We start from the raw sequence: 12,717 nt of genomic DNA, 5'->3' as shown, positions 1-12,717 counted from the left end.
TCTAGTATACCCGCTCTTATGTGCTATCACTCACAAAAAAATGCATACACTTCTTACCATCGACTTAACGTGATTGACGAGAGGTAAGATAAGCTTCAATTCGATCACAGGCTTCACGCAGCGTGTTCATGGAATACGCATACGACAGGCGTACATATCCTTCACCGTGGTAAGAAAAAGCGCTGCCGGGTACTAGTGCAACACCCGCTTCTTTTACTAACTCCAGGGCAAAATCAAATGAATTACTGTGGAAGTTCTGAATAGAAGGGAAGATATAAAAAGCACCCGTCGGCTTTTCTACGTCAAATCCCATGTTTACTAGCCGGTCATAAACATAATTCAGTCTTTGTTCGTATTCTTTTTTCATATCTACCGCATCATTTTTGCCTGCTGTCAGTGCCTCGAGTGCAGCTGCTTGAGAGACAGAAGAAGCACAGCTCACGTTGTATTGATGAACTTTTAAAATATGTTTGGCTAAATAAGAAGGAGCAAATAAAAGGCCAATTCGCCAGCCTGTCATGGAATGAGACTTTGATACTCCGTTAATAACAATTGTTTTCTCTCTCATAGATGAAATGGAGGCAATGGACTGATGTTTTTTATCAAAAACGAGCTCGCTGTATATTTCATCAGATAGTACAAAAATATTTTTATTGCTTAAAAGAGCAGCAATTTCTTCTAATTCTTGCTGTGACAACGTCACGCCTGTAGGATTAGACGGATAAGGTAAGATGACGCATCTTGTTTTAGACGTCAAATGTTGTTGGATTAAATCCGCTGTTAGTCGAAATCCTGTTTCGGTTGTATCAATATGTACAGGTTTAGCGCCGTTTAACCGGATAAGCGGTTCGTATCCTGGGTAAACAGGTCCAGGTAAAATAACTTCGGAGTCTTCTTCTAAAATGGTGCGAAGAGCAATATCAATTGCTTGACTAGCTCCAATGGTCACAATCACTTCATCAGCTGGGTTATAGTGCAAGTCATATTTTTCTTTGACAAATTGAGCTGCTGCCTCGCGCAGTTCTATCGTTCCAGCATTGTGGGTATAAGAAGTTTGGTTATCATCAATTGCAGATTTTGCCGCTTCTTTTACATGCTGTGGTGTTAAGAAGTCAGGTTGTCCAATTGTGAGGGATAAAACATCTTGATATTGTGAGACCATATTATAAAATGTACGTATTCCTGATAATTCAATTTCTTTGACACGTTTATTGATTAAGTGCTCCATAGTTTCAAATCCTTCCGCGTATTTTCAACTCATTTTATCACAATGAAAATAGGTAAAAAACCACTATTTGCGCATTTTGCAAATAGTGGTTTTAAGTTAGGTATTATACAGCTTATTATAAGCTGTTGTTAGTTCATAAAATTGTTCTTCATCTCTGTTATCTAACGCATCGTCGATAAGAGATTTCAAATGCTGTTTATTAAAGTTTGTACTCATAGTCGTTAAAATACGATCAGCTTCTTTCGCGTAATAGTGTTGGTAAGGTGTGTACTGAGATGAGTGAGGATAGTGATTCATATTTTTTCGATAAGAACTCATAACATAAACCTCCTTTTTTAAAATAAAACGCAGCTTCTATTACTTGAAATGTACCCTTTCTATATAGTTGTTAACCCTGTTTTTTAGCTGCGAATGTGCTAAGGTATGTGTTAGGAAATCAGAGGTTCCTCGCTTCACGTTCAATTCTAGATTCAAAATAATAAGCGCATAAAAAGACCTGCATATATATGCAGGTCTTGTATATTAGTCAGTGTGTATTTGGCCTTCACGCCAATAAACGGGGGAAACGTAGCCAAAATCAACTTCATGATCGTCCAATGTTACAACGCAGTGATCAGAGCCTTCTTGTTCTTTAATATCTTGATATACAGCTTCTTCTACGTTTTCAATAATGGTCATTTCATTATCGTCATTAAAAAGAATGACGGAGCCTTTCATATTACGAACACCTTCTTTTAAGATTATTCATTCACTTTGTGTAGTATAAACCGTTTTGGCTGTAGAGTCCACAGCTATCTTCGATTTCTTGTTAAAAATTTGTGAACAGGCTTTTAGGAATGAATAAGAAACCCTCTAAATAGAAGAGTAACCGACTTGTCTATTCTTTCTTGAAGGGTAGTAGAGTCGGGGTGGTTGGTACACCAGTAGAGAAGTGTGCCAAAAAAATTAAGTATAGCAATGGAAGCCATTTCTTCGGCAGGGATATCGACTATAAGTTCACCTCGGTCTTGTCCTGTTTGAAAAACTTTTGTAAAATGAGCGCGCATTTTTTCAATTTGAAGAATTTCAGATTGTTGAAAGGAACTGTTGGTAATAGCAATATGAAACCAAGAACGGATTAGGTGAGGGTTCGCTTCTTCGTTTGATTGCGCTAGTAATAAAAACAGTTGTTTAACAATAGAAGCAGTTGATTCTTCTGTTTGAAGGAGCTGTTCTAATTTATAGGAGATACGGTTTGTAAAATTAATTCCAAGGTAGTGAAGAACTTCTTCTTTTGTTTTGAAGTAATTAAAAAATGTACCCTTTGCTACACCCGCTTCATGGGTAATTTGAGACACAGTCGTTTTTTGATATCCCTGCTGTTGGAATAAAGAAATAGCGGCCTTTTGGATGCGTTTTTTTGTTTCTTCTTTTTGTAATCCTCTGTTCATAAATTACACCTCGTTTTAATAGGAGTAGTCGTTTGACTCAAGTTCATAAGCTAGTATAGAGAAGTAAAGTAGAGCAAGTAAAAAACTGAGCAGAGGATGAGACGAAAGGGATCAACGCTCATGTTTTTATATAGTATATAATATTCTGTCAATTCGTAAAACAATATTTTATGTATATGTTTTAGGAAAAAAGGATACCAAAATAAGAAAATTTTTCTTTACGGATATAAGAGGCGGTCACTATAATAGGAAATATGGACTATTAGATAAGCAGGTGAGATGAGAGGAGTAAGTATATGAATCGAGATAAAGGAATTTTGTTGGAAAGTGGCACAAACGAACTGGAAATTGTCGAATTTGAAATAGGAAATGTTTGGTTTGGCATCAATGTAGTAAAAGTTAGAGAGATTATTAATCCCGTATCTATTACACCTGTTCCAAATGCGCATTCTTACATAGAAGGTATTACAGAGCTAAGAGGGGAAGTACTTCCTGTTGTTGACATAGCAAAAGCGTTAAAAATGGAACCTTCAAATACGCCGGAAAAAGATAAGTTAATTGTTACAGAGTTCAATCAGCAAAAAATTGTCTTTCATACCCATGCTGTGACGCAAATTCACCGTATTTCTTGGAAAGAAATTGAGAAGCCTTCAGATTTGTATCAAGGTTTGGAAACACAGATTACTGGAGTGGTGAAATTAAACGGTCAAATGATTCTGCTGTTAGACTTTGAAAAGTTGATTTCTGACGTGAACCCTGATGCGGGTATTAATCAGTCGAAAATAAAAAAGCTAGGGGCTAGGGAACGCTCTAATAAAAAGATTGTCGTGGCTGAAGACTCGCCGCTGCTGCGCCGAATGATTGAAGATACTCTTGCACAAGCAGGTTATGAGAACACGGAATTTTTTGAGAACGGTGAGGAAGCATGGAACTATCTAAGCTCGGTGATCGATGAAGGAGTGGAAATCAGTGATCAAGTCCAGCTGCTTATTACAGATATAGAAATGCCGCAAATGGATGGGCATCATTTAACTAAAAAAGTAAAAGAAAATCCTCAGCTTTCTGTACTTCCAGTCATTATCTTCTCTTCTCTTATCACAGAAGATTTACGTCACAAGGGAAAGATGGTAGGAGCGGAAGGACAAGTAAGTAAGCCAGAAATCGGAGAGCTTGTTGAGTTGATCGATCTTTATATTTTGTAGAATCACAAAAAGTGCCTGAAAGCAGATCGCTCCACTTCAGGCACTTTTTTTAAAAATAACTTTTACCCAGCGGTTTAAACACAGGTGCTTGCCGTTTTCTTGGAGTCGAAACAGGGCTTTTAGCCGGCTGTACGAGATGACCCGTATATTTAGATAATAAGCGCTTCGCATAAGATAATGACATAGTCGTTTTGGGATTTCGATACTGATGGTTTAAATGGCCGAGGTGTGATAACTCTTTGAAGTCTTCTTTCTTTGGAGGCATATGGAAAAAGTAGTCTCCAACTGATACAAGTACATCTGATTTTTGTTGACTTTTACCAGGGTTTGGCGAAAAGTGAAGTCCTTCTTTTTTTGCTTTTCCTTCTAAAATTAGTTGATCTAATGCAATTTTCTTTAACGTATATAACTGCTTAGGGTCAGGAGCAGCTTTTGCGTGACGATTTACAGTGAAAATAGCTTGTGCAATCTCAGATACAGACGGGGTCAAAGAGCCTTGTCCATTTGCTTGAGACATACGTTCACTCCCTTTCTATCATATCAGCTGTTCAACCTATAAGGTGAAAGCTGATACGTTCATTATAGCGTGTCTTGTCCCATTTGAAAATAATTACACGAAGAAGTATTTTGGTAATTAATGAAATTTCCTATGTATAGGGTTTGTTTTGTTGCGCTTCCTTATACAAGTAAAGTGGAACAGCAAGCCATACTTTCTATTTTAAAAAAAATGCTGCTCCCACAGTTAAACAATTATTGATTAGTAAATCCCGAACTATTGAGCCATTCGTCGAGAAGGTCGAATATAAACACCAGTCCCATTTGGCACAATTTTAGCTAGCTCATTTACTTGGGCATTATACATGCGAATGCATCCTTTGGATACGGCTTTTCCAATAGAACTTGGATCATTTGTTCCGTGAATGCCATATGACTTTTTAGACAAGCTTAGCCACATTGTGCCAAAAGGCCCCCCGGGGTTTGGCTCCCGGTTAACGATAATAAAGTCTCCAGTAGGGGTTGCGCTCAGCATTTTTCCTGCTGCAATGGGATAGACTTTTTGTATGATATTATTTCTTCGTAATTCAAGCTGCTTTTCAGCAATAAACACGTGGATCGTGTAAGGAATGAGCTCTTTATCAGGGAGGTTTGGAATGATGATTACTTGCCCAGGCTTCAGCGTACTATGGCTTACAAAAGGATTAGCCATCCACAGGTCTTCAACCGGAATCCGGTAGTCACCTGAAACGCTTTGCCAGGTTTCACCGCGCTTTACTATATATCTCATTAACTTCGCTCCTTTGATATATGACTATGTTGTAACAGTATACGATTGAAAAAAGTAAAAGTGACTTTTGTGAGCATAAAGTTATTTTGAAAAAGGTGTTGAAATTACATTGACTTATAAACATGGACTGATTGATATAGGTTCAAATACGATACGCCTTGTTATTTATGAATACAAAAAAGGCAGAGGGTTTAAGCAAATTGAAAACGTGAAAGTAGCTGCACGGCTGCGAAATTATTTAAGTAAAGAAGGAGTGTTAACGGCTAAAGGAATACGTACCTTGCTTGATACGCTTGAAACGTTTGGAGTTATTACCAAGCATCAGCAGCTGCCGCACGTTACCTGTGTGGCCACAGCTACCATCCGTCAAGCAGCTAATGCAAAAGAAGTTCTAGCGCTTGTAAAAAAAGAAACGGGCTTTTCTATTCAACTATTGTCTGAATATGAAGAAGCGTATTACGGCTTTGTTGCCGTTATTCATTCCACTTCGATCGAAGAAGCCATTACAATTGACATTGGTGGGGGAAGTACGGAAGTTACGTATTTTCGCAATCGAGAGTTAGTGCAGTACCACAGCTTTTCGTTCGGTGCCTTATCTCTGCGTCTGCAGTTCGTCAAAGGCAATATTCCCACTGCAGAAGAAAAAGTAAAAATCCGCGATTTCGTGATCCGGCATTTCCATACTGTCCCGTGGCTTTTAAATCGCCAAGTTCCGATTGTAGCAATTGGAGGAAGTGCAAGAAGTATGGTGCAAGTGCATCAAGGTTTTATCCACTATCCTCTCGCGGGGCTGCATCAATATGAAATGAATTTAGCTGATATGTTGCATGTGAAATCTGCTATAGGCTCATTGTCTTATCACAATCTTCAAAAGCTAGACCACTTGTCAAAAGATCGTGCGGATACAATTTTGCCAGCGATTGAAGTATTTCAATCATTATATGAAACAGTCAACGCGACTCGTTTCATCTTAAGCCGCAAAGGCTTAAGAGAAGGGGTGTTATTTAAGGAGGCTTCTGATGCTAATATCCAGCCAATGTACCCCGATGTCATACAGCAAAGTTTTCAAGAAATAATGGAAGAGTTTGAAGTAAATAAAGATTATGTCAAACAGCTTACGCGCATAGCTATTATGATGTTTCAGCATCTTAGGGAGCAGGGACCGGTTGATTTAAAAGAGGATGACTTAGCGCTTCTTATAAAAGCTGCGCAAGTGTATGATATAGGAAAGTATATTGATGCGGAATCAAGCAGCCAGCATACGTTTTATGTGCTTGCTAATCGTACAATCGATGGAATTTCACATAGAGAACGTTTAAAGCTGGCACTTGTTTCTTCATATAAAGGGAAGTCTTCTTTTAGGCAATATGTTGCTCCTTTTAAAAAGTGGTTAACAAAAGAAGAACAAAAAAAAGTCCAGCTGCTCGGTGCGGTTTTAAAAATAGCTGACGGTTTACATGCAACAAAGCGAAATGTTGTTCAACATATTGACATGAAAAGCGATGAAAACACAGTTACGATTAAACTATTATGTACAAAAACCTTTCGTCCTGAACAATATCAGGCTGAAAAACAGAAAAAGCATCTAGAAAAAGTAGTGAAAAAAAATATTGTTCTTGAATTTACTAAGCTTTAGAATAACGCTGGATCGGTTAGAATATTCAGTATAGCTAACTAGATTAAATCCCTTATCCTGGAAGGTGAGGCTAATGTTAGAAAGTAATCGCACTTATAAGCAAACCATACAAGTGGCTGATTCAGCTTATTACAATAATCGTGAATTGAGCTGGCTGGCTTTTAACAAGCGGGTGCTGGAAGAAGCAGTAGATACGAAAAACCTTTTGCTTGAGCGGTTTAAATTTCTAGGAATTTTCAGTTCAAATCTGGATGAGTTTTTTATGATTCGGGTAGCCGGATTAAAAGATCAAGTGAAAGCTGGATTTAGCAAACCTGAAAACAAAGCAGGCTTAACTCCTAAACAGCAGCTATTTTCTATCTCCAAACAAAACCACGATCTAGTCAAGCAGCAGGATAATACGTATATTCATACACTTCTTCCCGAATTACAGAAATACGGCGTGGAAATCATTACGGTTGAAAAGCTGGAGAAATCAAATCTAGATAAGCTTGAACAGTATTTTGACGAGCAAATCTTTCCCGTATTAACTCCTATGGCTATTGATACCTACCGGCCGTTTCCTATGTTGATGAATAAAAGCTTGAACTTAGTAGTCGTCCTTTCAGAAAATTTAAATGATGAGCAGCAAATTGCCGAGATAAAAGAAAGACTAGCTATCGTTCAAGTACCTTCGGTGCTAACGCGCTACATTGAAATAGCCACGTCAGATTCTACCCGTCTATTTGTATCGCTAGAGGATGTAATTGCCTATTTTATTAAAAAGTTGTTTAAGGGATACCGCGTTTCATCCGTTTCTCAATTTCGAATTACCCGCAACGCAGATATGACTATTCACGAAGAAGACGCTCAAGATTTACTAAAAGAAATTGAAGAAGAGTTACAGAAGCGAAAATGGGGAGCGGCTGTTCGGCTTGAGATTAAGAGTCCATATGATCAGGGTGTACTAGCGTATTTAAAGTCAGTACTTGAAATTGACGATGAAGATGTGTATGAGATCGAAGGACAGCTGGATTTAACCAGTTTATTTTCGTTTTATAGATTACTTAAATCTACGCATGAAGAGTTGGCTGACAAAGCCTTTATTCCTAAGCTTACAACAGAGTTACATCCGGATCAAAATGTTTTCGACCAAATGATTCAAAGAGATATTTTGCTTCACCATCCTTATGAATCGTTTAAGCCGGTACTTGATTTTGTTAACGGTGCAGCAGACGATGAAAATGTGCTCGCTATTAAGCAAACGTTATACAGGGTAAGCGGAGATTCTCCCGTTATTAAAGCATTAAAACGAGCGGCTTCAAAAGGTAAACAAGTGACAGTACTAGTTGAACTAAAAGCGAGGTTTGATGAAGAGAATAATGTGCAATGGGCTAAAGAGCTAGAGCGGGCAGGGTGCCACGTGATATATGGAATGACTCATTTAAAAACGCATGGTAAAATTACGCTCGTGGTGAGAAGAGAAGGAGAGCATATTAAACGGTTTGTTCATCTTGGTACTGGGAATTACAACGATGCGACGGCAAAGATCTATACGGATATAAGTCTTTTTACTGTCAATCGAAACATCGGGATAGATGCGGCCAATTTTTTTAATTACTTAAGTGGCTATACGCAAAAACCAGTATATCATCATTTATCCGTTGCACCATTTGATATAAGAAATGATTTTTTGCATCTCATTGATAAGGAAATCCATTATCACAGACGGTATGGCAATGGAAGAATCATTGGGAAAATGAACTCATTGACGGATAAAATTTTAATTATGAAGCTATATGAAGCTTCTATAGCTGGTGTGACAATCGAACTCATTGTTAGAGGAACGTGCTGCTTGCGCCCTCAAATTCAAGGCGTTAGCGAGAATATAAGGGTAAGAAGCATTGTCGGACGATTTTTAGAGCATAGCCGAATCTATTATTTTCATCATAATAAACAGGAAAAGTTTTTCTTGTCATCTGCAGATATGATGACAAGAAATATGGTGAAACGAGTAGAAATTTTATTTCCTATCTTGGATACACATTTGAAAAAAAAAGTGTGGAAGTGGCTTGAAGTTATGCTTGCTGATAATGTAAAAGCACGAGAACAAGATCAAGAAGGGAATTATCATTACGTCATAAAAAAAGAACATGAGCTCTCTATTAACAGTCAAGAGATCTTTTGTCAATATGCTCTTTGCGACGACCAAGAATAACATAAAAAAAGCCGAGTGCTCGGCTTTTTAGTCATGTTATTATCTAGGAATGGGACCACCAGGACCGTATCCAGGTCCGTAGTATGTGTTATAAACAGGAGCACCGCCTCCATAACCGGCACCAGGGTAGCCTCCTCCAGGAAATCCAACGCCTCCATAGCCGGCACCAGGGTAGCCTCCTCCAGGAAATCCACCGCCATAAAACGGAACTGGATAAGGATAAGGTGGTGGACAGCACCCAGGTCTGCCTCCAAAACCGCCAACAGCTAGTCCTCCAAGCAGCCCACCAGCTAAGCCAGCAACAAAAGGAAATCCAAAAAAGCGCTCGTCACCATTTGGAATATTACGATATCCTGTATAGGGATATTGATAGTACATAATTTAACCTCCTTGTCAGTTGTCTTTGTAGTGTATGGCTGAACGGAAGCTTTTGAGCCTGGTTTATTTCTTTAAGACTGGAATTAGGCGGTCATGATCAGCTAAAAAAAGACAAAAAACATAAAAACGCCCCGTAAGGGCGTTTTTATGTTTTTTGCAAGGTGAAAAGCGTAATTTCAGGCGTAGCTAAAAAACGAAAAGGAATGCGAGTGGTTCCTAAGCCTCTGTTCACATAAAGCTTCATTTTAGAATCTCCAACTTCGTACATTCCTTCAGGGTAAACCGTCCCAAAGGGCGGTGTAATCAAAGGACCGTAAAAAGGAATTTGAATTTGGCCTCCATGACTATGGCCGGAGAGCTGAAGATCTACTGGAAAAGGAGCTGCTTTGACAGCAACATCAGGTTCATGAATCATAGCAATAGAAAAGATATTCGGCTGTAATTGCCCTAGCGTTCCCTCATATTGTGGATTCCCAAGCATAATATCATCGAGTCCACAAATATGAATGTAGCTTTTATCAGGCATGGAAACCGTATCAACTTCATTTACTAGAAGTCTAAATCCTGCGTCTTCAATGGCTTGTTTGTAGATATTTGTTCCATACCCTCCATGATCATGGTTTCCATATATTGCGTATTTTCCAAGAGGAGCCTGAAGCCTCTGTAAAATTGGGGGGATTCTTTCTGGATGCGGGTATTCATTAGGTACATCCATTAAATCTCCGGTAAATAATATAATATTAGGCTTCAAATTATTTATGGTCACCATAAGCTGTTCTAGTTGTAATAAATCGTAAGAGAGTCCAAGGTGAATATCACTAAATTGTAAAATTTTTATTCCGTTAAAGCTTTTCGGAATGTTTTTAGAAGTAATTGTATGACGAACAATTTGCAGACGTCTAGGCTCAATATATTTGGCATATGTATACCCAAAAGACGTGGTGAGCAAAGACCCTAACGAAATAGACGCTAGTCCTTTCAAAAAAGATCGTCTTGTATACGTCTTTTTCATGCAAAATCAACCTATTCCTTATAGTTTTCAAGTTTTCATTATAGCATTGTTTTTTTTATCATCACAACGAGAAGTCTGCTTTTAAGTTAAATAGATAAAAGTTTCACTTTATTCAGAAAAAATAGTAAAATGATAGTTGTAAAACACTTATATTTTGGGGAGGAAGATAAATTGAAGAACAAGGTCGTAATTGTTACTGGCGGTTCAAGTGGAATGGGAAAACATATGGCGAAGCGATTTGCAGAACAAGGTGCTCATGTGGTAATCACAGGTAGATCAGCCGATCGATTACAAGAGACAGAAAATGAAATTAAAACGTTTGATGGACAGGTACTTTCAGTGGTAATGGATGTACGCAATCCAGAAGATGTGGAACGTATGGTTCAAGAAACAGACAAGGCATTTGGACAAATTGATTTTTTAGTTAATAATGCTGCAGGCAATTTTATATGTGCAGCTGAAGACTTATCCATTAACGGATGGAACAGCGTAATTAATATCGTATTAAATGGTACATTTTATTGCAGTTCCGCAGTAGGGAAATATTGGATCGATAAAGGTACAAAAGGGGTCATTACAAACATTGTGGCTACATACGCCTGGAACGCAGGAGCAGGCGTTATTCATTCAGCTTGTGCCAAGTCAGGAGTTTTAACCATGACGCGCACGCTTGCAGTAGAGTGGGGGAAGAAATATGGTATACGGGTGAATGCGATTGCGCCAGGACCGATCGAGCGAACAGGAGGAGCTGATAAATTATTTGAGTCAGAAAAAATGAAAGCGCGTACATTAGATTCTGTACCATTAGGACGCCTTGGAACTCCTGAGGAAATAGCAGGATTAGCCAGTTTCTTATTCTCCGATGAAGCGTCTTATATCAATGGGGAATGCATTACAATGGACGGGGGACAGTGGCTAAATCAGCATCCTTTTTAAAGGTGGGTACGCACTAAAAAGTACAAAGCAAACTGAGAAGGACTAGCAAAATTATGCTATTCGTATTATACTAACGTAAAGTGAACAAGGAGAGGGGAGAGTTGAGTGGACCCGTTAGATGTATTAACAAACATAGAGAAAACTCTTCCGTATTATCAAGCAATTTTTAGTGCAGATGGACATAGAGTAATTGGCTATGAAGTGTTGGCCAGGTTTCAAAATGAAGGGGAAATTGAAAGTCTCGGCCCATTCTTTCATGATGATGCGATTCCGGATGAATATCGCATAGAAGTTGATTATGCTGTTTTAACACAAGCGCTCGAGCATATGTTGACCCAGGAAGAACAATTTTTAATTTTTATTAATCAGAACCCTAATTTATTAATGAACGATCATGGAGAATCCTTGCTAGAATTATTGCAACTTTTCGAAAATAAAGGATTATCTCTTGATCGAATTGTTCTCGAAATTACAGAACACAATTTTAGTGGAGATTTGGAATCACTTCAACACTTACTAAAGTATTATCAAACATATGGTATTAAGATTGCAATTGATAATATAGGAAAAGAAAGTAGTAATCTAGACAGGATTGGGTTGCTTTCACCAGATATCTTAAAAGTAGATTTACATATTCTGAGACAAACGGACATGGCGCAGTCGTATCAAGACGTATTGTATTCTTTATCTCTGTTAGCAAGAAAAATGGGTGCTACGCTTCTATACGAAGATATAGAAGCCTCCTATCAGCTGCAATATGCATGGAGAAACGGAGGCAGATATTTTCAAGGTTATTATTTACATAAGCCGGCTGCTGAACTTGTCGATCCGAACATCTTAAAGGATAAACTAAAGGAACGTTTTGAAATGTATATCGCTCACGAAAAGAAAAAGCTGCTTGCTGTTTACCAGCTGACAGAACGCTTTCAAGATAAAATGCAGCAGGTAATGACAAAGTGCAGAAAGCTAGAAACGTATGACGATATGCTGCCTGTTATTGCAGAAGAACTATCCAACGTGTGTTTTCGCCTTTACATCTGCGATGAAAATGGATTTCAAAAGTCTTCTAACTATGTAAAGAAAAACGAGGATTGGATTCTTGAACCTGAATATGTAAAGAAAAATTGGAGCTGGCGCCCATATTTTCTTGAGAATATTATTCGAATGAGCTATGAAAAAAAAGGCATATTATCAGATTTGTATAATGATATTGAAACAGGTGAGAATATCCGAACTTTTTCGTATCCGATTGATAATATGCACTATATATTCCTTGATATTTCATATTCTTTTTTATACGAAAGAGACGTTTTGTAGAGAATAAATAAGTTGAAGTTAAACCGGCAACCCGCAAAAGTGGTTGCCGGTTTTTTATGTTTTTTTAGAGGAGAACGACAGTCGGTTATAGAGATA

13 protein-coding genes are annotated in these 12,717 nt (G+C 38.1%); 5 read left to right on the top strand and 8 right to left on the bottom strand.

What is annotated here, in order from left to right; all coding sequences use genetic code 11:
- Positions 1 to 64: 64 nt before the first annotated feature.
- From AC4NPH_RS08500 to AC4NPH_RS08485, 4 genes are all read right to left on the bottom strand, one after another.
- Positions 65 to 1,228 (bottom strand): aminotransferase A, encoded by a 1,164-nt coding sequence (locus tag AC4NPH_RS08500; protein WP_063670963.1) that lies wholly within the window; start codon positions 1,226 to 1,228, stop codon positions 65 to 67.
- Positions 1,229 to 1,324: 96 nt separating this feature from the next.
- Entirely contained in the window at positions 1,325 to 1,546 is a 222-nt protein-coding gene (locus AC4NPH_RS08495; protein WP_013056021.1) for an IDEAL domain-containing protein, read from the bottom strand.
- A gap of 204 nt (positions 1,547 to 1,750) precedes the next feature.
- The gene (locus AC4NPH_RS08490; RefSeq protein ID WP_013056022.1) at positions 1,751 to 1,945 is read right to left on the bottom strand and encodes a hypothetical protein; all 195 of its coding nucleotides are present in this window, start codon (positions 1,943 to 1,945) and stop codon (positions 1,751 to 1,753) included.
- A gap of 113 nt (positions 1,946 to 2,058) precedes the next feature.
- The gene (locus AC4NPH_RS08485; protein WP_029325105.1) at positions 2,059 to 2,658 is read right to left on the bottom strand and encodes a TetR/AcrR family transcriptional regulator; all 600 of its coding nucleotides are present in this window, start codon (positions 2,656 to 2,658) and stop codon (positions 2,059 to 2,061) included.
- Between the two features lie 296 nt (positions 2,659 to 2,954).
- Between AC4NPH_RS08485 and AC4NPH_RS08480 the strand changes: the two genes are divergently transcribed.
- Positions 2,955 to 3,860 (top strand): chemotaxis protein, encoded by a 906-nt coding sequence (locus AC4NPH_RS08480; protein ID WP_013056024.1) that lies wholly within the window; start codon positions 2,955 to 2,957, stop codon positions 3,858 to 3,860.
- A 49-nt stretch (positions 3,861 to 3,909) separates the two neighbouring features.
- Here AC4NPH_RS08480 and AC4NPH_RS08475 read toward each other — a convergent pair whose 3' ends face one another.
- Together AC4NPH_RS08475 and AC4NPH_RS08470 are read right to left on the bottom strand one after the other, a co-directional pair.
- Entirely contained in the window at positions 3,910 to 4,377 is a 468-nt protein-coding gene (locus tag AC4NPH_RS08475) for a YkyB family protein (protein ID WP_013056025.1), read from the bottom strand.
- A gap of 255 nt (positions 4,378 to 4,632) precedes the next feature.
- Positions 4,633 to 5,145, bottom strand: a complete 513-nt coding sequence (locus AC4NPH_RS08470) for a L,D-transpeptidase family protein (RefSeq protein WP_013056026.1) — start codon at positions 5,143 to 5,145, stop codon at positions 4,633 to 4,635.
- Positions 5,146 to 5,254: 109 nt separating this feature from the next.
- Here AC4NPH_RS08470 and AC4NPH_RS08465 point away from each other — a divergent pair, with 109 nt between their 5' ends.
- The gene (locus tag AC4NPH_RS08465; RefSeq protein ID WP_098886403.1) at positions 5,255 to 6,781 is read left to right on the top strand and encodes a Ppx/GppA family phosphatase; all 1,527 of its coding nucleotides are present in this window, start codon (positions 5,255 to 5,257) and stop codon (positions 6,779 to 6,781) included.
- Positions 6,782 to 6,854: 73 nt separating this feature from the next.
- Entirely contained in the window at positions 6,855 to 8,978 is a 2,124-nt protein-coding gene (locus AC4NPH_RS08460) for an RNA degradosome polyphosphate kinase (RefSeq protein ID WP_097813229.1), read from the top strand.
- Between the two features lie 39 nt (positions 8,979 to 9,017).
- Here the strand turns inward: AC4NPH_RS08460 and AC4NPH_RS08455 are convergent, their stop codons facing one another.
- Entirely contained in the window at positions 9,018 to 9,356 is a 339-nt protein-coding gene (locus AC4NPH_RS08455) for a hypothetical protein (RefSeq protein ID WP_491938687.1), read from the bottom strand.
- A gap of 145 nt (positions 9,357 to 9,501) precedes the next feature.
- The gene (locus tag AC4NPH_RS08450; RefSeq protein ID WP_013056030.1) at positions 9,502 to 10,368 is read right to left on the bottom strand and encodes a metallophosphoesterase; all 867 of its coding nucleotides are present in this window, start codon (positions 10,366 to 10,368) and stop codon (positions 9,502 to 9,504) included.
- A gap of 171 nt (positions 10,369 to 10,539) precedes the next feature.
- Between AC4NPH_RS08450 and fadH the strand changes: the two genes are divergently transcribed.
- Both fadH and AC4NPH_RS08440 read left to right on the top strand, forming a co-directional pair.
- Positions 10,540 to 11,304 carry a 2,4-dienoyl-CoA reductase gene (fadH, locus tag AC4NPH_RS08445; RefSeq protein ID WP_013056031.1) on the top strand — a complete coding sequence of 255 codons (765 nt, stop codon included), beginning with the start codon at positions 10,540 to 10,542 and terminating at the stop codon, positions 11,302 to 11,304.
- Positions 11,305 to 11,409: 105 nt separating this feature from the next.
- Positions 11,410 to 12,621 carry an EAL domain-containing protein gene (locus AC4NPH_RS08440; RefSeq protein ID WP_013056032.1) on the top strand — a complete coding sequence of 404 codons (1,212 nt, stop codon included), beginning with the start codon at positions 11,410 to 11,412 and terminating at the stop codon, positions 12,619 to 12,621.
- Positions 12,622 to 12,717: the final 96 nt, after the last annotated feature.

Source organism: Priestia sp. MDV22-iso46 (assembly GCF_058629175.1).
The sequence above is the reverse complement of the archived record's forward strand: the minus strand, read 5'-3'. Positions and strand labels throughout refer to the sequence as shown.

Bases quoted from the DNA above. Each gene is read 5' to 3' on its own strand.
- AC4NPH_RS08500 (WP_063670963.1), bottom strand. From the start codon at position 1,228: ATGGAGCACTTAATCAATAAACGTGTCAAAGAAATTGAATTATCAGGA.
- AC4NPH_RS08495 (WP_013056021.1), bottom strand. From the start codon at position 1,546: ATGAGTTCTTATCGAAAAAATATGAATCACTATCCTCACTCATCTCAG.
- AC4NPH_RS08490 (WP_013056022.1), bottom strand. From the start codon at position 1,945: ATGAAAGGCTCCGTCATTCTTTTTAATGACGATAATGAAATGACCATT.
- AC4NPH_RS08485 (WP_029325105.1), bottom strand. From the start codon at position 2,658: ATGAACAGAGGATTACAAAAAGAAGAAACAAAAAAACGCATCCAAAAG.
- AC4NPH_RS08480 (WP_013056024.1), top strand. From the start codon at position 2,955: ATGAATCGAGATAAAGGAATTTTGTTGGAAAGTGGCACAAACGAACTG.
- AC4NPH_RS08475 (WP_013056025.1), bottom strand. From the start codon at position 4,377: ATGTCTCAAGCAAATGGACAAGGCTCTTTGACCCCGTCTGTATCTGAG.
- AC4NPH_RS08470 (WP_013056026.1), bottom strand. From the start codon at position 5,145: ATGAGATATATAGTAAAGCGCGGTGAAACCTGGCAAAGCGTTTCAGGT.
- AC4NPH_RS08460 (WP_097813229.1), top strand. From the start codon at position 6,855: ATGTTAGAAAGTAATCGCACTTATAAGCAAACCATACAAGTGGCTGAT.
- AC4NPH_RS08455 (WP_491938687.1), bottom strand. From the start codon at position 9,356: ATGTACTATCAATATCCCTATACAGGATATCGTAATATTCCAAATGGT.
- AC4NPH_RS08450 (WP_013056030.1), bottom strand. From the start codon at position 10,368: ATGAAAAAGACGTATACAAGACGATCTTTTTTGAAAGGACTAGCGTCT.